General features: G+C 72.4%; 17 protein-coding genes. 11 read left to right on the top strand and 6 right to left on the bottom strand.

Features of this window, described 5'->3' with window-relative positions; genetic code table 11:
- Positions 1-65: 65 nt before the first annotated feature.
- Positions 66-578: a MarR family winged helix-turn-helix transcriptional regulator gene (locus ASG53_RS13515; protein ID WP_056134400.1), complete on the bottom strand. Its 513-nt coding sequence runs from the start codon at positions 576-578 to the stop codon at positions 66-68.
- A gap of 254 nt (positions 579-832) precedes the next feature.
- On the opposite strand from ASG53_RS13515, the gene ASG53_RS19905 reads away from it, so the two are divergent.
- The 6 genes from ASG53_RS19905 to ASG53_RS13490 all read left to right on the top strand — a co-directional run bounded on the left by ASG53_RS19905 (position 833) and on the right by ASG53_RS13490 (position 5920).
- Complete coding sequence (locus ASG53_RS19905) at positions 833-988, top strand: hypothetical protein (protein ID WP_156382810.1); 156 nt, start codon at positions 833-835, stop codon at positions 986-988.
- Positions 985-1860, top strand: coding sequence for a siderophore-interacting protein (locus ASG53_RS13510; RefSeq protein WP_082544072.1), 876 nt, complete (start codon positions 985-987; stop codon positions 1858-1860). Before ASG53_RS19905 ends, ASG53_RS13510 begins: the two co-directional genes overlap by 4 nt.
- Positions 1861-1979: 119 nt before the next feature.
- Positions 1980-3059 carry a Fe(3+)-siderophore ABC transporter permease gene (gene fepD, locus ASG53_RS13505; protein ID WP_235533943.1) on the top strand — a complete coding sequence of 360 codons (1080 nt, stop codon included), beginning with the start codon at positions 1980-1982 and terminating at the stop codon, positions 3057-3059.
- A gap of 86 nt (positions 3060-3145) precedes the next feature.
- The gene (locus tag ASG53_RS13500; RefSeq protein WP_442983376.1) at positions 3146-4219 is read left to right on the top strand and encodes a FecCD family ABC transporter permease; all 1074 of its coding nucleotides are present in this window, start codon (positions 3146-3148) and stop codon (positions 4217-4219) included.
- A gap of 68 nt (positions 4220-4287) precedes the next feature.
- Positions 4288-5157 (top strand): ABC transporter ATP-binding protein, encoded by an 870-nt coding sequence (locus tag ASG53_RS13495; RefSeq protein ID WP_056136283.1) that lies wholly within the window; start codon positions 4288-4290, stop codon positions 5155-5157.
- Positions 5158-5275: 118 nt separating this feature from the next.
- Positions 5276-5920 (top strand): DUF998 domain-containing protein, encoded by a 645-nt coding sequence (locus ASG53_RS13490; RefSeq protein WP_056134394.1) that lies wholly within the window; start codon positions 5276-5278, stop codon positions 5918-5920.
- Positions 5921-5992: 72 nt separating this feature from the next.
- Here the strand turns inward: ASG53_RS13490 and ASG53_RS13485 are convergent, their stop codons facing one another.
- Positions 5993-6415, bottom strand: a complete 423-nt coding sequence (locus ASG53_RS13485; protein WP_056134389.1) for a GNAT family N-acetyltransferase — start codon at positions 6413-6415, stop codon at positions 5993-5995.
- A 151-nt stretch (positions 6416-6566) separates the two neighbouring features.
- Here ASG53_RS13485 and ASG53_RS13480 point away from each other — a divergent pair, with 151 nt between their 5' ends.
- Both ASG53_RS13480 and ASG53_RS13475 read left to right on the top strand, forming a co-directional pair.
- A complete protein-coding gene (locus ASG53_RS13480) occupies positions 6567-6947 on the top strand; it encodes a DUF3817 domain-containing protein (protein WP_056134387.1) in 381 nt (126 codons plus the stop codon).
- A 284-nt stretch (positions 6948-7231) separates the two neighbouring features.
- Positions 7232-9088: a glycoside hydrolase family 15 protein gene (locus ASG53_RS13475; protein WP_235533942.1), complete on the top strand. Its 1857-nt coding sequence runs from the start codon at positions 7232-7234 to the stop codon at positions 9086-9088.
- Positions 9089-9210: 122 nt separating this feature from the next.
- Here the strand turns inward: ASG53_RS13475 and ASG53_RS13470 are convergent, their stop codons facing one another.
- The gene (locus ASG53_RS13470) at positions 9211-10593 is read right to left on the bottom strand and encodes a GntP family permease (protein WP_056134384.1); all 1383 of its coding nucleotides are present in this window, start codon (positions 10591-10593) and stop codon (positions 9211-9213) included.
- Positions 10594-10669: 76 nt separating this feature from the next.
- A complete protein-coding gene (locus ASG53_RS13465; RefSeq protein WP_056136280.1) occupies positions 10670-11146 on the bottom strand; it encodes a gluconokinase in 477 nt (158 codons plus the stop codon).
- Positions 11147-11352: 206 nt separating this feature from the next.
- Here ASG53_RS13465 and ASG53_RS13460 point away from each other — a divergent pair, with 206 nt between their 5' ends.
- On the top strand, positions 11353-12087 hold the full coding sequence (locus ASG53_RS13460) for a FadR/GntR family transcriptional regulator (RefSeq protein WP_056134383.1): 735 nt from the start codon (positions 11353-11355) through the stop codon (positions 12085-12087).
- A gap of 62 nt (positions 12088-12149) precedes the next feature.
- Here the strand turns inward: ASG53_RS13460 and ASG53_RS19900 are convergent, their stop codons facing one another.
- Positions 12150-13907, bottom strand: a complete 1758-nt coding sequence (locus ASG53_RS19900; protein WP_056134380.1) for an AAA family ATPase — start codon at positions 13905-13907, stop codon at positions 12150-12152.
- Positions 13908-14319: 412 nt separating this feature from the next.
- Between ASG53_RS19900 and ASG53_RS13450 the strand changes: the two genes are divergently transcribed.
- On the top strand, positions 14320-14745 hold the full coding sequence (locus tag ASG53_RS13450; RefSeq protein ID WP_056136278.1) for a (R)-mandelonitrile lyase: 426 nt from the start codon (positions 14320-14322) through the stop codon (positions 14743-14745).
- Positions 14746-14879: 134 nt separating this feature from the next.
- Here the strand turns inward: ASG53_RS13450 and ASG53_RS13445 are convergent, their stop codons facing one another.
- Positions 14880-16106, bottom strand: coding sequence for a cobalamin-independent methionine synthase II family protein (locus ASG53_RS13445; RefSeq protein WP_056134378.1), 1227 nt, complete (start codon positions 16104-16106; stop codon positions 14880-14882).
- A gap of 362 nt (positions 16107-16468) precedes the next feature.
- On the opposite strand from ASG53_RS13445, the gene ASG53_RS13440 reads away from it, so the two are divergent.
- The gene (locus ASG53_RS13440; protein ID WP_056134375.1) at positions 16469-17896 is read left to right on the top strand and encodes an MFS transporter; all 1428 of its coding nucleotides are present in this window, start codon (positions 16469-16471) and stop codon (positions 17894-17896) included.
- The last annotated feature ends 546 nt before the right edge of the window (positions 17897-18442 follow it).

Genomic DNA, 18442 nt, shown 5'->3' with positions numbered 1-18442 from the left:
GCGCAGCGCTCCCAGGTCCGTGCCGGGGTGCGGAGGTCCTCGTCAGCGCGGCCGACCCGGCGACCTCAGACCGTCGGGGAGTCCGGCGCGAGCTTCCACTCGTCGGAGGGGTCGATCTGGTGGCGGATCAGCGTGGCGGCTTCGCGCAGGCTGTCGGACTGGTCGGGGGACAGCGCGTCGAAGACGAGGTGGCGGACGGTCTCGACGTGACCCGGCGCTGACGCCACGATCTTGTCGAGGCCTGCGTCGGTGAGGATCGCGTTGGTGTGGCGGCGGTCGTGCTGGCTGGCCTCGCGACGGACGTAGCCCTGCTTCTCGAGGCGCTTGACCACGTGGGACAGGCGCGAGAGCGAACCGCTCGTCAGCCGGGCGAGCTGTCCCATGCCGAGAGTGCGGTCGTCCTGCTCGGAGAGCATCGCGAGGACCATGTACTCGTAGAAGCTGATGCCGGCGTCGCGGGTCAGCTGGGCGTCGAGGGCGGCGGGGAGCCGGATCATCACCTCGGACAGGCGCAACCACGTGAGGTTCTCGGCGGTCGAGAGCCAGCGTGCGTCGTCGGGTCCGGGGGGTGTGGTCATCTCCTGAGTCTACCGCGTTTGCTTGACTCTTCAAATAAATCGGCGGATCCGGCCGTGGCCTGCGACGACCCGCGGCGGCACGCGGTGGTCTGGCTCGTCCCCGGTGGTGCGGCCGCGAGAGCGGTGCGGAGCGCCAGACGTCTTCACCTCGCAGGGGCCTGCAGTTAGGGTAGGTATGCCTAACCAGCGCGGCCCGGTCGACGACCAGCGGTCCGCAGCTCCCCGGGCCTGCCGACTCGACCCTAGGACCCCCCATGACACGCTCCACCACGCGGTCTTCCACCGTGTCTTCAGCAGCCGCCCGCGCCGCCGCGCCGCTCGGCCTGCGCAGCGTCGAGCGCGACCTCGTCCCCGTGACCTCCCCGGGGACGGCCGGCGACCTCGGCCTCGACGTCACGGTGCCGTCGTGAACATCTTCCGCGCCGAGGTCGTCTCGACCACCCGCCTCACCGCAGGCATGATCCGGATCGTCCTCGGCGGCGAGGGCGTCGCTGACTTCGTCTCGACGGGCGTGGGGGACGAGTACCTCCGGGTGTTCCTGCCGGCCCCGGGGGAGTCCGAGCCTGTGCTGCCCTTCGCGACGGAGAAGAGCTGGGACTACCCCGAGGGCGTCACGCCGTCGCCGATGCGCACCTACACGGTGCGCGCTGTCGACCCTGCTGCGGGCACCCTGACGATCGACTTCGTGGTGCACGAGGGCGGGGTCGCGGCGACCTGGGCGCAGCACGCGACCGTCGGCGACGTCGTCGGCCTCAACTCGCCCTGCGGTCTGTACAGCCCGCCCGACGGCCTCGAGTGGCAGCTGCTGCTCGCCGACGCGACGGGGTTGCCGGCCGTCGGACGCCTGGTCGAGCAGGCTCCGGCCGGCGTGCGGACCCGCGTGATCGTCGAGGTCCCCGACGAGACCCACCACCAGGGCCTCTCGCGCCCCGGGGTCGACGTCGTCTGGGTCTACGGCGGCAACGGCTACAGCCAGTCCCGCCTCGACGAGATCCTGCGGACCGTCGACCTGCCCGACGGCGTCGGCTACGTGTGGTTCGCCGGGGAGGCCAAGGTCATGCGCACGGTCCGCAAGCACCTGCGCCACGAGCGCGGTCTGCCGGGCACCGCCTACAAGGTGATCGGCTACTGGACCGACAAGGTCGAAGAGTGGACCGAGCGCTGGGATGCCGTCGACGCCGAGACCAAGCAGTGGCTCATGAGGCTGTGGGACGACGAGGGTCGCGCGGTCGAAGAGATCGAAGACGAGTACTTCGCGACGCTCGAGACCCTCGGGCTGTAGGACTGGGACAGACGATGACGACCTCGACGAGAGACACCGGCGCTCAGCCGCCCGGCAGGCACCTGCCCCCGGGCGGTCCGGAGACGGCTGAGAGCGCCACGCCAGGTGGGACGGCCGGCGTGGCGGGCAGACCGGTGGTCGCCGTGACCGCGGAGGGCGGCACGCTGCCCGAGGCGTCCGCAGCCCCCGCCGGCCTCGCGCACACCAACGCCACCCGCGCCTTCTGGTTGCTGGTCCTCGTCGCGGTGCTCGCGGTCGCGCTGCTGCTGAGCCTCGCCGTCGGCTCGAAGAACATCCCCTTCGCCACCGTGCTCAGCGGGCTCTTCTCGCCCGACGGGTCGAACGACCACATCATCGTCCGTGAGATGCGCGCCCCCCGGACCATCCTCGGGCTGCTCGTCGGCATCGCGCTCGGGCTGTCGGGTGCGATGATCCAGGCCCTGACCCGCAACCCGCTCGCCGACCCCGGGATCCTCGGCGTCAACGCAGGAGCGGGCTTCGCGGTGGTCGTCGGCGTCGCCGTCTTCGGGGTCGTGGACATCCAGCAGTACATCTGGTTCGCCTTCCTCGGCGCCGTCGTGACGACGGTGGTCGTCTACGTCATCGGGTCGATGGGCCGCGGTGGCACCACGCCTGTCCGGCTGACTCTCGCGGGGATCGCGATCGGCGCCGTCCTCGGCGGGGTCTCGTCGGGGATCACGCTGCTCAACCCGCGGGTCTTCGACGCCATGCGGTTCTGGGGTGCGGGCACCCTGAGCAACCGCACGTGGGAGATGGTCGGGACGGTCACGCCCTTCATCGTGGTCGGGACGCTCGTCGCGCTGCTCGTCGCCCGCCCGCTCAACGCCGTGGCGCTCGGCGATGACCTCGCCAGCTCCCTCGGGGCGAACCTCACGCGGACTCGTGTGTGGGTCGTCGTGGGGGTCACGCTCCTGTGCGGCGCGGCCACCGCCGCCGCCGGGCCGATCGGCTTCGTCGGCCTCATGGTCCCGCACGTCGCCCGCTGGTTCGTCGGACCCGACCAGCGCTGGATCATGCCCTACACCCTCGTCATGGCCCCGACCCTGCTGCTCGTCTCCGACGTCCTCGGGCGCATCGTGCTGCGTCCCGGTGAGCTCCAGGTCGGCATCGTCACGGCCTTCGTCGGGGCACCCGTGCTCATCTGGCTCGTGCGACGACGGAAGGTGAGCGGGCTGTGAGCGCCGACCTCGAGACCCCGGGCGGGACCCCGCCGACACCGTCCAGCCCTTCGACTGCGCGGACCCCGCGTGGTGCGCAGGCGCCGGTGCCGCGCGGGGCTGAGAGCTCTCGACGCGTGAGCACCGGGCGGCCCACCTGGACCCTGCGGCTCGTCCGCGGGCGGTTCTCCGGCCGGGTGGACCTGCGCACCCTCGTCGTGCTCGCCGCCCTGGGCGTCCTCGCCCTCGGTGTCGGCCTCGTCGCCCTCGGAGTCGGCGACTACGAGGTGTCGGTGCCCGACGTCCTGCAGGCGCTCTTCGGCGAGACGACGACGGTGGTCCGCATGGTCGTCGTCGACTGGCGGCTGCCGCGCGTCCTGCTCGCGCTCCTGCTCGGCGCCGCCCTCGGCGCGAGCGGCGCGATCTTCCAGTCCATGACCCGCAACCCGCTCGGCAGCCCCGACATCATCGGCTTCAACACCGGCGCGTACACCGGGGCGCTCGTCGTGATCCTGCTGCTCGGCGGCTCGTACTACGACATCGCCGCCGGAGCGATGGTCGGTGGTCTGGTGACAGCGGGCCTCGTCTACGCCCTCGCCTACCGTGGCGGCGCCCAGGGGTTCAGGCTCATCATCGTCGGGATCGCGATCAGCGCCGTGCTCGCCTCGGTCAACACGTGGTTGATCATCAAGGCGGACCTCGAGAAGGCCATGAGCGCCGCGGCCTGGGGAGCAGGCTCGCTCAACGGGCTGTCGTGGACGCAGGTGGCACCGGTGACCATCATCCTCGTCGTGCTGCTGCCCGCCCTCGTGGTGCTCAGCCGCCGGATGGGGATCCTCGAGATGGGCGACGACGCCGCGCAGGCCCTCGGTGTCCGCACCGAGCCGACGCGCCTCGCGATGCTCGTGCTCGGTGTCGCGCTCACAGCGCTCGTCACGGCCGCCGCCGGGCCGATCGCCTTCATCTCCCTCGCCGCACCCCAGCTCGCCCGGCGGCTCACCCGCAGCCCCTCGGTCGCGATGCTGCCCTCGGCCGTGCTCGGCGCGCTGCTGCTCGTGGTGAGCGACCTCGCCGCGCAGCGCGTCTTCGCCCCGACCCAGCTGCCCGTGGGGGTCGTCACCGTGAGCGTCGGCGGCTGCTACCTCGTGTGGCTGCTCGCCCGAGAGGCCAGACGGCAGTGAGACGCCACCAGACCACCGAGACCGTGCCCGACCAGACCCCTCGCCCTCCTCGCAGAGAGACCACCCAGATGACGACCGATGTGCTCGGCTCCACCACCGCGACAGGCCCGGCTGCCCGCCGCACCGCAGACGAGGGTCCGCGCCTGCGCGCCGAGGGCGTGACCATCGGGTACTCCGAGCACCCGGTGTCGAAGGGCCTGACCGTCGAGATCCCCGACGACTCCTTCACCGTGATCGTCGGGCCGAACGCCTGCGGCAAGTCGACGCTCCTGCGCGCCCTGTCGCGGCTGCTCAAGCCCTCCGAGGGGCAGGTCGTGCTCGACGGCGAGGCCATCACCTCGTACAAGGCCAAGGAGGTCGCGCGCCGTCTCGGTCTGCTGCCGCAGACGTCGATCGCCCCCGACGGCATCACCGTCGCCGACCTCGTCGCGCGCGGCCGCTACCCGCACCAGAAGCTGTTGCGCCAGTGGTCCGTCGAGGACGAGGCCGCCGTGGTGCGGGCCCTCGAGGCCACGCAGGTCACGGCGCTCTCCGGTCGCCTCGTCGACGAGCTCTCCGGCGGGCAGCGTCAGCGCGTGTGGGTGTCGATGGTCCTCGCCCAGGAGACCCCGCTGCTGCTCCTCGACGAGCCGACGACCTTCCTCGACATCGCGCACCAGATCGAGCTGCTCGAGCTCTTCGGCGACCTCAACCGCCACGGGCACACCCTCGTCGCCGTGCTGCACGACCTCAACCACGCCTGCCGCTACGCGACCCACCTCATCGCCATGAAGGACGGTGCCGTCGTCGCCCAGGGCCGCCCCGAGGAGATCATCACCGCCGAGCTCGTCGAAGAGGTCTTCGGCCTGCGCTGCATGATCATCGAAGACCCCGTGAGCAAGACCCCGCTGGTGATCCCGCTGGGTCGCCCGCACACCGCGGAGGAGCCCGAGGCCTGACCCGCAGCGAGATCGCACTGCCAGCACCTCGAGCCAGGAGATGCGACCCCGGTGGGAAGGGTGGGTGAAGGGGGTGTCCTGGGTCGCGGGGGTGGTCGCGGGCGCTGATAGTGGTGCGATGACTGCCGGCAGCCCGCGCTCGACCTGGTCCCCCGTCCGTCACGCGCTGCCCGACGCCCCCCGACCGCCGTGGTGGGCCCTCGTCTCGTCGGTCGTCGCACCCGTCGCCATGATCGGCGGGTGGACCCTGTCGCAGGCGCTCCAGCCGTCCTTCGACCCGGTCCGCGACACCATCAGCGACCTCGCGACCGCCGGCATGGTCGCGCCCTGGGTCATGGGTGCTGGGCTCGCGGTGACGGGGATCGCTCACTGCGTCACGGCGTCGGGCCTGCGGGAGGTCCCGGTGGCGGGCCGGGCGTTCCTCGTGCTCGGTGGTCTGGCGACCTTCGCGGTCGCGATGTTCCCCTCCGACACCCACTCCCAGCTGCACGGCATCTCGGCGGCCGTCGGCTTCGGGGCTCTCGGGCTGTGGCCGGCGCTCGCTGCCCGCCGCGGCGGGCAGGGGGTGCTGTCGGCGAAGGTCGCCGTCCCGGTCTCGGTCGTGCTGCTCGCCCTCGTCGGGGTCTTCGTCGCCGAGCTCCAGCAGGTGACACCCGACGACGGCGCCCTCACCGGGTTCACGGAACGCCTCGTCGCGGGGGCGCAGTCGCTGTGGCCGCTGGTCGTGACTTTCGCGCTCCGGAGGCGACGCCGACCCGTGTGACGCCGGAGGGTGCGACGGCTCTCCCGGGGGACCCGCAGAACCGTCGGGCTCAGGCCGAAGATCAGCGCCGCCTCACCGCCCGACGAGGTCGCCCGCCGGGCGCACCATCGCCGTCTCGTCAGCGGGTCCGAACCCGTGCTTCGCGTAGAGCCCGTGCGCGTCGGCTGTGAACAGGGTCCAGCGGAAGAGGGCGCCCGGGCCCTCGTCGATCATCGTCCGGACCAGGCCCTTCCCGACGCCGTGACCTCGGGCCTCGGCGACGACGAACACGTCGGCGAGGTAGGCGAAGCCGACCCCGTCGGACCCCGCGCGTGCGCAGCCGACCAGCTCACCCGTGTCGGTGCGGTAGGCCCCGACGACGCGCCACGACCCGTCGAGCGACGCGTCGATGTCAGCGTCGCCGCGCCACCGGCCCCAGTAGGCCTCTGTCGACAGCCAGCGCCGCACCACGTCGCGCTGCACACGGCGAGGGTCGTCGTCGTACTCGATCTCCATGCCCCGAGTATCACCCGCGCGCCAGGTCACGCGTCAACCTGTCGCAGCTCCCCACGACCTCCCAGCCCTCGCCCGTAGGATGCGCACGCACCCCCCTGCCTGCACCTGCCCGCCAGGTCGTCACCGACCCCCCACGAACAGGACTCCCTCCATGACCTCCCCCCGCCCGTCCACCGTCGGACGAGTCTTCTCCGTCGTCGCCCTCGTCGAGGCTTTCACCTGGGCCGGTCTGCTCGTCGGGATGTTCCTCAAGTACGTCACGGAGACCACCGACCAGGGCGTGTGGCTGTTCGGCCGCCTGCACGGGGGAGTGTTCGTGCTCTACGTGGTCGTCGCCCTCGTCGCCGCCGTGAGGCTCCGGTGGTCGTGGAAGGTCGCCTTCGTCGCGCTCGCGGCGAGCGTGCCCCCGCTCATGACCCTCGTCTTCGAGATGTGGGCGCGTCGTCACCACCTGCTGGCGGCCCCCCAGGCGCGCCCCGCGCGCACGGGTGCAGCAGGGCGCGACCGGGACGGCGACTCCGTCCTCGCCTGAGGTGTCGCACTCCCCGCCCTCGCACACCCTGCCCTCGCACGCCCGGCCCTCGGACCGTCCGCCCGGTGCCGACCAGACCGGTCACGACCACCCCGGTGACGCGCGGCACGCACCCGCACCCGCACCCGCACCCCACCCCGCCGGTTGCGCCTCGACCGCCCCGACCTGACGATGAGAGAGAGCCTCGCGCAGACGCGCGCAGGCTCTTTTCTCACTCTGGGACGGAGCCCCATGCTGCACGACGTCTCGCCCGCGACAGGCACCGGAACCTGCGGAGGTGCCCGATGACCGAGCAGGGCAGCCTCGGCAACCTCGACGGCGACGCCGGCGACAACGTCGAGGGCTCCGGCCACCGGGACCGCGACGAGCCGCGCGCCCCGGCCACCCGCACCGACGGCTACGCGCCGCTGCGCACCTACGCCGCGATCGGCGACGGGCGCACGGTCGCGCTCGTCGCGGACGACGGCCGCATCGACTGGTTCCCGGTGCCGAACCTGCACTCGCGGCCCGTCTTCGCCTCGCTGCTCGACGGGCAGGACGGCGGGTGCCTCGAGCTCGCGCCGACCCAGCCCTTCCAGGTGCAGCGGCAGTACGTCGTGGGCACCAACGTGCTGCAGACGACCTTCACCACGGCCACCGGGACGGTCCGCGTGACGGACTCGCTCAACACCGGCGTCGCCGGGCGGCTGCCGTGGACCGAGCTCGCCCGGCGCGTCGACGGGCTGAGCGGCACGGTGCCGATGGCGTGGCGGGTCCTCCCTGGCACGGTGTTCAGCACGGCGTCGCCCTGGGTCCAGGAGACCGTGCACGGTCCGGTCCTGCGGGTCGACGGCGTCACCCTCGCCGTCAGGCTGCTCGGCGACACCACGTGCGTCGCGGCCGACCAGTCGATCTCCGGGGTCTTCAGCACCTCGCCCGGGTCACGGCACACCGTCGGCCTGGTGGGCACGGGCCGCGAGCCCGTGCTCCTGCCGACCCCCGAGTCCCTCGACGAGGGGGTCGACCGCACCGTCGACAACTGGCGCGCCTGGACCGAGGCCTTCCACTACGACGGACGCTGGGGCAAGGCCGTCCAGCGCAGCGCCCTCGCCCTCAAGCTGCTCATCTACTCACCGTCTGGCGCGATCGCCGCGGCGGCGACCACGTCGCTGCCCGAGAGCCTCGCGGGCGGGAAGAACTGGGACTACCGCTATTCCTGGCTCCGCGACACCGCCTACACCGTCGACGCGCTCATCGGCTTCGGTCTGTCGGAGGAGACCCACGCGGCGATCAGCTGGACGCTCACCACGCTCCGCGAGTCCGACATGCGGGTGTTCTACACGCTCGGCGGCGAGCTGCCGGGCGAGCACGCCTTCGCACAGGTCCCCGGCTGGCGGGGGATCGGTCCCGTGGTCGACGGCAACCACGCTGCCGAGCAGCTCCAGCTCGGTGTGTACGGCGACCTGCTCGGGGTGGTTCGCGGCTACGTCGACGCGGGCAACCTGCTCGACGCCGAGACCGGCCGGCTGCTCGCCTCGATCGCCGACGAGGCCTGCGACGCGTGGCACAGGCTCGACGCGGGCATGTGGGAGCTGACCGACGAGCGCCACTACACGACGTCGAAGCTCGGCTGCTGGCAGGCGCTCACCTGCGCCGTGCACCTCGCCGAGGCCGGGCAGATCCCGGGCGTCCCCGACAGGTGGCGGGCCGAGGCCGAGCGCATCCGCGAGTGGGTCGAGACCGAGTGCTGGTCCGAGGAGCTCGGTGCGTACGTCATGTACCCCGGCAGCACCGACCTGGACGCGTCGATCTTGCTGCACGCCATGAGCGGCTTCGACCGCGGCGAGCGCATGAGCTCGACCATCGACGCGCTGCGCCGCGAGCTCGGCGCGGGGCCGCTGCTCTACAGGTACACGGGCATGCGCGAGGAAGAGGCGACCTTCGTTGCCTGTGCCTTCTGGGGTGTCGCCGCCCTCGCCCACGTCGGGCGCCGGGAGGAGGCCGCCGCCTGGATGGACGAGCTGCTCGAACAGGCGAACGACGTGGGGATCTGGTCCGAGATGATCGACGAGAGCACCGGGGAGTTCCTCGGCAACCTGCCGCAGGCCCTGAGCCACCTCGCCCTCGTCCAGGCTGCGCTCGCCGTCGGGGACGACGACTGAGGGGCGGGCACCTCCGACCGGAGATGCCCGCCCCTCGAGCCTTGCTTCGGGCACGCTGTGCGTCAGGTGACGCGGTGTCCGACGAGCGCCGTGCCAGACGACGGCTCGTCAGTCCGCCTGCGTCAGACGACCGCGAAGATCGCCATCGCGATCGCGAAGCCCATGAGACCGATGAGAGTCTCCATGACGGTCCAGGTCTTGAACGTCGTCTTGACGTCCATGTCGAAGAACCGCCCGACGAGCCAGAAGCCCGAGTCGTTCACGTGGCTCAGCACGACAGACCCAGCGGCGACGGCGACCACCACGGTCGCGAGCTGGATCGAGCTGTAGCCGCCGGCGGCGACAGCCGGGGCGATGAGGCCCGCAGCCGTGGTGAGGGCGACCGTCGCCGAGCCCTGGGCCACGCGCAGGATCGCGGCGATGAGGAACCCGGCCACGATCACGGGGACCCCGAGGTCGCCGAGCACGTCGGCCAGCGCGTCGCCGATGCCCGAGGCGCGGAGCACCCCGCCGAACATGCCGCCCGCACCGGTGATGAGGATGACCGAGGCGACAGGGCCGAGGGCGGAGTCGACGATCTTCTCGAGCTCTGCGCCTGAGCGACCGCGGCGGCGTCCCAGCACGTACGTGGCGACGAGCAGGGTCACGAGCAGGGCGATCGGCGTCTGGCCGAGGGCGCGGAGCGCCTGGACCCAGAAGGCGTCCCCGTCGACCGTGCCCGAGGCGCGCAGGGCGTCGAGGCCTGTGTTGGCGAAGATCAGCACGAGGGGCAGCAGGAGGAGCGAGACGACCGTGCCGAAGGACGGCGGGTTCTTGATCGCGCCCTCGTCGGCCTCGCCGAGGATCGACGGGACGGGCAGGTTGATGCGGTTGCCCATGAGCTTGCCGTAGAGGTACGCGGCGACGTACCAGGTGGGGATCGCGACGACGAGACCGACGGCCAGGACCGTGCCGATGCTCGCGCCGAGCAGCTCGGTCGCGGCGACGGGGCCGGGGTGCGGGGGCACGTAGATGTGCATGACCGAGAACGCACCGGCGACGGGGAGCCCGTACAGCAGCACGGAGCCGCCGAGCCTGCGGGCGACGGCGAAGACGATCGGCAGCATGACCACGAGGCCCGCGTCGAAGAAGATCGGGAAGCCGAAGATCAGCGAGGCGAGCCCGAGCGCGAAGGGTGCGCGCTTCTCCCCGAACTTGTCGATGAGAAAGTCGGCGAGCACCTTGGCCCCGCCGCTCGTCTCGACGAGTCGTCCGAGCATCGCGCCGAGGGCCACGAGCAGCGCGACGCTGGCCAGCGTGGTGCCGAAGCCTCCGGTCATGACCGGCACGACGGACCCGATGGGGATCCCTGTCGCGACGGCGGTGATGAGGCTGACGAGGACGAGCGCCACGAAGGCGTGCATCTTCAGCCAGATGATGAGTACGAGCAGGACCGCGATCGATGCTGCGGCGATGCCGAGCAGCGGTCCTGCCGTGAGTGTCTGTGTCCAGTCCTCGGGCGTCATGGTGTCTCCGTCGACGTGTGGCGTGGGGGGATGGGACGACCGGGGCAGCTGTGCCGTCGGCCGGTGGTGCTGTGGGTCAGAGGTCGAGGTTCCGGATGATCGTGTCGACGATCGCGTCCGGTCGCGGGGCGATGTCGACCGTGAACCCGGCCTCGTCGTCGGCGAGGGGTTCGAGGGTGCTGAGCTGCGAGGTGAGCATCTCCGGCTTCATGAAGTGCCCTGCCCGGCCCTGGATCCTCTCGGACAGCAGCTCCCGGGACCCGGTGAGGTGCACGAACTGGACGGGCCCCGCCTCGCGGAGGAGGTCGCGGTAGCTGCGCTTGAGCGAGCTGCACGGCACGACCGCGCTGCGGCCGGCCTGTGCCTCGGCGGCCAACCAGTCGCGGATGCCGCGGAGCCAGGGCCAGCGGTCGTCGTCGGTCAGCGGGTGGCCGAGCGACATCTTGGTCACGTTCGCGGGGGAGTGGAACTCGTCTCCCTCAGCGAAGGTGGCGCCGAGGCGTCCGGCCAGCAGGGCGGCGGTGGTCGTCTTGCCGCACCCGGCCACGCCCATGACCACGAGCAGACGGGCTGAGGAGGCGGCTGGTCCGTCGGCGACGACGCCGGGGCGGGCCGAGACGGCGGGGGATGGGGTGCTGTGCTCTGGGGCTGCGCTCTGCGCGCCGGCGACGTCGATGTCCACCGACCGAGCATCGCTCATTGATAACACCTTTGCAACCCCTCGTCTGTGGAGGAGTCTCCCGGACGTAGTCTTGGGCCGTGCCCGCCGACGTCCTCCACAGCCCTGTGCTCGAGACTCTCGGCCGCCGGATCACCGGCGGCGAGGTCCCCGCCGGGACCGTGCTGACCCTCCAGGGCCTCGGGGCCGAGTTCGGGATCTCCCGGACCGTCGCGCGCGAGGTCATGCGCCTGCTCGAGGGCCTGGGTCTGGTGAGGTCGAGCCGCCGGGTGGGGCTCGTCGTCCTCGCGATCGACAGCTGGAACGTGCTCGACCCGCGCGTGATCCTCTGGCGTCTCGCAGGCCCCGGACGGGTCGCACAGCTGCGCAGCCTCACCGAGCTGCGGCACGCCGTCGAACCGCTCGCCGCAGCGGGGGCGGCACGGCACGCCTCGGCCGAGGTGCGGAGCGAGATCACCGACATCGCCGCGCGCATGCGGCTCCTCGGCGAGGCCGGCGCGGGACGTGAGGCGGAGTTCCTCGCCCTCGACATCCGCATGCACGAGCTGCTGCTGCGCTCGAGCGGCAACGAGCTCTTCGGTGCCTTCTCCGAGGTGATCGCAGCCGTCCTGTCGGGGCGCACGGCCATCGGTCTCATGCCGGCCTCGCCCGTCCCGACAGCCCTCGCCGAGCACGAGGCCGTGGCCCGGGCAGTCGCCCTCGGCGACCCTGCCGCCGCTCAGCGCGCGATGTCCGCGATCGTCGACGAGGTCCAGGGCGCGATCCCGGGCGTCCTGCCGCAGGGCGTCGAGGAGACGGCCGGCGCGCCGGGCTGACCGTCAGGCCCTGCTCGACCAGGCCAGGCTCGACCAGGCCCGGCTAGGTCACGACCCGCTCGTCAGAGCCCGCGCGCGACCGCCGCCCCGGCGGCCAGCCACGCGCGCTGCGTCGCAGGGCGCAGCGACCCGTGCCGCAGCACGCCGTCGACCATCGCCGGGTCGAAGGGCACCGTGACGGTCTCGCGCGCCAGGTCCCCGTACCCGGTCGCGACCCGCTGCACGTCAGCCGTCGTGGCCTTGGGGTCTGCCTGGCTGACGACCACCACGGCGTTGCGCGCGAGCTCGGCCGCCTTGGCGTCGACCGTCGCGAGCCCCTCGAGCAGCAGCGCACCGGCCTCGGCGTGGTCGTCGCGCGTGGTCGTGGCCACGACGATCTGGTCGGCGTGGTGGATCATCCGGCGCCACATGGGGTCGGACTCGTCGTTGCCCGAGTCGATGAAGATCAGCCTGTAGTACTTGGCCGCCACGGCGTGGATCGCGTCGACGTCCTCGGGCTCGATCCGCTGGTCCTGCGCGAGGGCCATCGGTTTGGAGCGCAGCACGTCGAAGCGGTCGCGCGTCTGGTGGTGCACGTAGTGCGCGAGGTCGGCCGACTGCGCGCCGGTGCTCAGCAGGCGGTCGACCTGGGGGAGGAGGTCGAGCAGCGTCGCCTCGTGCGGACCCTGCTCGGTGCGCCAGCCCAGCGTGCCGCGGGTCTGGTTGTTGTCCCAGGTGAGTACCCCTGCACCGCCGTAGCGCGCGAAGACCGCGGCGAGCAGCACCGTGGTCGGCGTCTTGCCCGCACCTCCCTTGCCGTTGACCACAGCGATGGTCCGCGGACCAGGCCAGTGCTGGCTGACAGCGAGCCTGTCAGCACGCTCCGCCCGCTCGGCGTCGCTCGGGCTCATCCGCACACCGGCGCGCGTCAGCAGACCCCGCACACCCTGGGTCGCGGGCTCCTCGCGCTGCTCTTCGGTGAGGAAGGAGCGGCGCTCGCGGCGCGTCTCGGGTGCTGCCTGGGTGCTCGGCTGGTGCTGCGTGCCGACCCCGCGCGGCGGCGTCGGTGCTGCGAGGGAGGAGAGCGTGCTGCTCAGCGGGAGCGGGCCAGGCGGCTGCGGGGCCGTCGGGCTCGTGAGGACCGGGGCGGCTGACTGGCCCGGGTACGCGGGAGCCGCGGAGCCGGGTGCCCAGGCGCCGGGGGCCGTCGGGGCGGGAGAAGGAGAGGGTGCGCCCGGGGCGCTCGAGCCAGAGCTGCTCGAGCCTGGTGTGTTCGCGTCCGGCGCACTGGGGTACCCCGTGCTCGGGTTCGGTGTGCCCGGTGCAGGTGCGGGCGGAGCGGCCGACCGAGCTGGTGCGGGTGCCGCCGAGGGGGCGACCTCGGGCTCGGGGGTCGGTACAGGCTCAGGCACCGGAGGAGCGGGTGCCGGCTGTGCAGGCTCGGGCGACCCCGTCGGCAGACCGGGCGTGGGGCCCGGTGTCGGCTGCGGCACAGCGTCGACCTCAGGAGCAGGGGGCGCGGGCGGAGCCGGGGGTGCTGACGGCACGGCGGCCGCTCGCCGTGGGGCACGCGGGCTCGAAGCTGTGTCGTCGTCCAGCACGCTCCCGTCGGGGTGCACCACGAGCGGCCACCGGCCGTCGGGTCCAGATGCCGTCATGCGGACCGGGCGGCCGAGCTCGACCGCGGTCTCGGTGACCGTCGCGACGATGGCAGCCCGTGCGTCCTCGAGCGAGGTGGTGTCGATGGGGTGGGAGGTCCCCGCGATGACGACCTCCGCAGAACCGTCGGGTCGGGTGGTGGCCTCGATCAGGGGCCAGTCCGGGACCGTCGAGCTGCTCATGTGTGACTCCTTCTCTCGCCGCGCGTGACGCGTGCACGGGCTGGGGAGGGCACGGTCCCGAGCCGCTCGCACGGCACGGGTGCACGCCCGGTCTGAGTCCGCCGGGTGGCGTCCGTGCCCCGGACCGCGCTCCGACGAGCGTAGGTCGGCAGCGGCGTCCCCGCACCGGGGAGTTCTCCCCGTCCGGCGTGCGGCGCACCGCTGGATGCAGCGTCTACGCGTGGGACGGGGGCCGTCGCGCGACCGGCAGGGCGCGAGAGGGGTAGTGCCAGGGCCCTGGTTGTCGGCCGGGTCCGGGTGTGGACTCGGACGAGCGGCCCAGCCCGCCTGGTGGATGGCCAGCGCCGGGCGGACCGCGCCCGCAGGCCCGACCTGCGGCACCACGACACCCCAGCAGCGAGAGGACCCCACGATGAACATCGAACCCCAGACGCCGACCACCAAGAACCCGCCGGAGCAGTTCGCCGGAGACGTGTGGCTCGACGTGATCGCCGTCCCGCACGGCCCCGAGCAGCGTGCTGTCGTCGCCAAGGTGCGCTTCGCACCCGGTGCCCGGACGGCGTGGCACTCTCACGCCCGCGGACAGTACCTGCACGTCACGCAGGGGCGTGCGCTGTTCGGCGGGCGCGACGGCACCGTGATCGAGGTGCTGCCAGGCCAGACCCTGTACACGCCGCCCGGCGAAGAGCACTGGCACGCGGCCGCCCCCGACGCGTTCATGGAGCACGTCGCGATCCTCGAGAACGCCGACGACCCCGCGACCACGACCGTGTGGCGCGAGCACGTCAGCGACGCGGAGTACTCGGGTGCGAGCGACGCAGGAGGGCCGACCGACTGACGGTCGACGGGTCCGAGCGAGATGCTCTCGTGGGCCCGCCCGGCCTCAGAGCCGGGCGGGCCGTGCTCTCAGCACGGCGAAGGACGCGCCCCCGCTGCGGGTGGCGCGTCCTTCGTCGGGGTCCGGGAGGCTCGTCAGCCCCAGAGGCGCTGGGTCGCGAGCTCTGCGCCGGCGCTGAGCGCCTCGAGCTTGGCCCAGGCGATCTGCGGGTGGATGCGCCCGCCGAGCCCGCAGTCGGTCGAGGCGATGACGTTCTCCTTGCCGACCACCGAGGCGAAGCGCTCGATGCGGTCGGCGACGAGCTCGGGGTGCTCGACGACGTTCGTCGCGTGCCCGACGATCCCGGGGAGGATGAGCTTGCCCTCGGGCAGCGTGACGTCCTGCCACACCTTCCACTCGTGCTCGTGGCGGGCGTTCGCGGCTTCGAAGGAGTACGCGCCGGCGTCGATCTCGAGCATGAGGTCGACGATGTTCTTCAGCTCGAGGTCTGTGGTGTGCGGGCCGTGCCAGCTGCCCCAGCAGAGGTGGAAGCGGATCTGCTCCTGCGGCAGGTCGCGCAGCGCGTAGTTGAGCGCCTCGACCCGGATCCGCGTGAAGGCCTGGTAGTCCTCGATGCTCGGCTCGGGGTTGATCTGGTCCCAGTTCTCGGCGATCGACGGGTCGTCGATCTGCAGGATCAGCCCGGCGTCGACGATGGCCTTGTACTCCTCGCGCAGGACGTCGGCCCAGGCCCAGATGTGCTCTTCCTCCGTGGCGTAGTACGCGTTGGGGATCCGCGACCCGCTGCCGGGCGACAGGCTCGTGACGAATCCCTCGGTGAGCCCGTTCGCCGCGAGGCCGGCCTTGAGGTTCGCGATGTCGGAGGCGATCGCGTCGTGGCCGACATAGGCGAGCTTCCCGGTCGTCGCGGGGAAGGCCGTGGCGCCCTTGCCCGTCGAGATGCCGCTCGTCGGGTCGGTGTACGCCTCGCGGAAGATCGTCCAGTCACGGCGGTCCGGGAAGGTCGTCAGCCGGACGTCGCCGGGGCCCGAGCGGACGGGCTCGGCCGAGAAGATGTCTTCGCCGGTGACCTCGAGGCCGCTCACGCGCTGGAAGGAGTAGGACCACCAGGCGCCGTAGTCGACGGCGCTCGTCATGGCCTTGCCGAACTCGCCGTCGCCCGGGACGGTGATGCCGACAGCCTTCTGGCGGGCGACGAGGTCGTCGACGGCCGAGGTGAGCAGGCCGTCGAACTCGGGGGTGCGGTCGAGGGTGAAGCCGTCCTCGGCGAGCTGGCGCGCGTCGTTCGCGGCGATGAGCTCGGGGGTGCGCGGCAGGCTGCCGGCGTGGGTGGTCTGGATGCGGTCGCGGCTGTCCAGCATGTGGGCCTCGTCTCGTGATGTCGGGCGCACCGGTGGCGTGGGCCGGACCGGTGCTCGGATGTCTCAGCGGTGCCCTGACAGGCGCGAGGCTTCGCATTCCCGCTGTTCCCACACCCTCCCATGCTCGGAGACTGCAGAGCGACTGAGTGTCGCGGTCCGAGGCAGACGTCTCGTAGGGCGAGACGAAAGGCGTCAGGGGTGTGGTGCGAGAGGTGTGTGGGGGGGGGGGGGGGGGGGGGGGGGGGGGGGGGGGGGGGGGGGGGGGGGGGGGTGAGTGCTGCGGCGGTCGACGGTTCGGCCCCCGAGAACCTCTCCGGAGGGCGCTTGACCTCAACCGGAGTTGAGGTCCTAGCGTCGCGGTCGTGAACACGACACCCCCCGCCCCGACCGTCGCCGGGACCTGGCGCGAGCTCCTCGGCCCCAGGTCCGGACCCGTCGCGCTCGTCCTCGCCGGTGGCGTCCTCCTCGAGGCCAGCACCGTGTACCTGACCACCAGCCTGCTCCCGACGATCGTCGCCGACATCGGCGGCGAGCAGTTCTACGCCTGGACCATGACGACCTTCCTGGTGGCGTCGGTCGTCACGTCGATGCTCGTCAGCCGCACGCTCGCGACCCGCGGCTCGGTCGCCGCGTACCTCACGGCCTTCGGCCTCTTCGGGCTCGGCTCGGTCGTCTGCGCCCTCGCCCCCTCGATGCCCCTGCTGCTCCTCGGCCGCACGGTCCAGGGGCTCGGCGGCGGGCTGCTCGCAGGTCTGGGGTACGCGCTCATCCAGCGCGCCCTGCCTGAGCGGCTGTGGGCCAAGGGGGTCGCGCTCGTCTCGGCCATGTGGGGCGTCGGCAACATCGTCGGACCGGCTGTCGGCGGGCTCTTCGCCCAGCTCGACGCGTGGCGCCTGGCCTTCGGTGCCCTCGCGCTCGTCGCGGCCCTCGACATGGTGCTCGTCGTCCGCGTGATCCCGCGCCTCGAGCGCTCGGCCCAGCGGCAGCCGCTGCCCGTACGGTCGCTCGTGCTGCTCGGTGCCGCCGTGGCCTCGGTGAGCGTCGCGGGGATCTTCGACGTCGGTGGGCTCGTGGTGGCGGCCCTCGTGCTCGGCGCGGTCCTCGTCATGGGCTTCGTCAGGCACGAGAGACGCTCCTCGACGTCGGTCTTGCCGGCCGCGACCTTCGCCCCCGGCAGCAGGCTGGTCTGGGTGTACCTCGCCGTCGCCGTGCTCGCCCTCGGTGTCGGCACCGAGGCGTTCATCCCGCTCGTCGGCCAGGAGACCGGCTCGATGACCCCGTTCCTGGCCGGGTTCCTGGGGGCGGCGCTGTCTCTCGGCTGGTCCGTCGTCCAGGTGGTCAGCGCCGGAGCGACCCGTCCGCCGCTCGTCCGCGCTGCGACCGTCGCCGGGCCGGCGGTCCTCGCGACGGGGCTGCTCGCCTTCGCAGCGCTCCAGGTCGAGGGCCCGTCGGGTCTCGTGGTCACCGGTTGGTTCGTCGTCCTCTTCGTCGCCGGGAGCGGCATCGGTCTGGCCTTCCCGCACCTGTCTGTCGCGGCCTTCTCGAGCACCACAGACGGCGACGAAGGATCCAAGGCCGCCGCCGGCATCAACACCGTGCTCCTCATCGCGAGCGCCTTCAGCGCCGCGCTCGCGGGTGTGCTCGTCACCCTCGGCGGGGACTCGCTCGTGACGTCTGCGCGGTTGCTGTTCGGGGTCTTCGGGGTGGTCGCGCTCGTCGGGACGCTCGCGTCGGTACGCGCGGCCAGGGTGGCTGGGGTTCGGGAGAGTGCTGTAGCGAAGCGGTCGTAGCGAGAGGGGATGCTGCGAGGCCGCGGCGAGCGGGAGTCCTGTGGGACTGGATGGGCCCGGGCTCGCCGACCTTCGTGGGTGATCCGTGCCGTGCCGTGCCGTGCCGGTCGCGGGGGTGGTCCCCAGGCGGGTGGACAGGCTGGTTGTCCACACCGGGGACGTTGGGCCTGGGGTTGCTCTCCGCAACCGTGTCAATCTGCTCACTCGTCGCACAACGGGCCGACAGGGCTGCGAGGTGGTGCGGCGGTCTCACGTCCGAGCACACGGGTCTGACGGCTCAGCGCCCACAGCGCGCGTGCTCTTGTGTCGTGGACCGCCGCTGCGCGCTCTGCTGCTGATCGCTCACCCGGTGTGGACGAGCGAGCACGGTCGACTGCGCAACCGCCGAGGAGAACCCATGACACCCCGATCACCCGTCAGCACCACGGGGCCAGACGTGAGCGGGGTGACGCCCGCGCCCGACGAGGCTGCGGGTCCGGACCTACCTGCTGCGCCCCACCTGCCCGACGAGACCGACGGCTCTGCCCTGCCGGACCAAGCCGACGG

The sequence above is a fragment of the Sanguibacter sp. Leaf3 genome (genome assembly GCF_001425965.1).
In the GTDB taxonomy this organism is placed as follows: domain Bacteria; phylum Actinomycetota; class Actinomycetes; order Actinomycetales; family Cellulomonadaceae; genus Sanguibacter; species Sanguibacter inulinus.
Note: the sequence above shows the minus strand (reverse complement) of the source record. Positions and strands in the feature narration are given on the sequence as shown.

Excerpts from the sequence above, each read along its gene's own strand:
- ASG53_RS13490 (WP_056134394.1), top strand. The coding sequence starts at position 5,276 with ATGACTGCCGGCAGCCCGCGCTCGACCTGGTCCCCCGTCCGTCACGCG.
- ASG53_RS13465 (WP_056136280.1), bottom strand. The coding sequence starts at position 11,146 with ATGGGCGTGGCCGGGTGCGGCAAGACGACCACCGCCGCCCTGCTGGCC.
- ASG53_RS13475 (WP_235533942.1), top strand. The coding sequence starts at position 7,232 with ATGACCGAGCAGGGCAGCCTCGGCAACCTCGACGGCGACGCCGGCGAC.
- ASG53_RS19900 (WP_056134380.1), bottom strand. The coding sequence starts at position 13,907 with ATGAGCAGCTCGACGGTCCCGGACTGGCCCCTGATCGAGGCCACCACC.
- ASG53_RS19905 (WP_156382810.1), top strand. The coding sequence starts at position 833 with ATGACACGCTCCACCACGCGGTCTTCCACCGTGTCTTCAGCAGCCGCC.
- ASG53_RS13445 (WP_056134378.1), bottom strand. The coding sequence starts at position 16,106 with ATGCTGGACAGCCGCGACCGCATCCAGACCACCCACGCCGGCAGCCTG.
- ASG53_RS13515 (WP_056134400.1), bottom strand. The coding sequence starts at position 578 with ATGACCACACCCCCCGGACCCGACGACGCACGCTGGCTCTCGACCGCC.
- ASG53_RS13470 (WP_056134384.1), bottom strand. The coding sequence starts at position 10,593 with ATGACGCCCGAGGACTGGACACAGACACTCACGGCAGGACCGCTGCTC.
- ASG53_RS13495 (WP_056136283.1), top strand. The coding sequence starts at position 4,288 with ATGACGACCGATGTGCTCGGCTCCACCACCGCGACAGGCCCGGCTGCC.
- ASG53_RS13480 (WP_056134387.1), top strand. The coding sequence starts at position 6,567 with ATGACCTCCCCCCGCCCGTCCACCGTCGGACGAGTCTTCTCCGTCGTC.
- ASG53_RS13450 (WP_056136278.1), top strand. The coding sequence starts at position 14,320 with ATGAACATCGAACCCCAGACGCCGACCACCAAGAACCCGCCGGAGCAG.
- ASG53_RS13485 (WP_056134389.1), bottom strand. The coding sequence starts at position 6,415 with ATGGAGATCGAGTACGACGACGACCCTCGCCGTGTGCAGCGCGACGTG.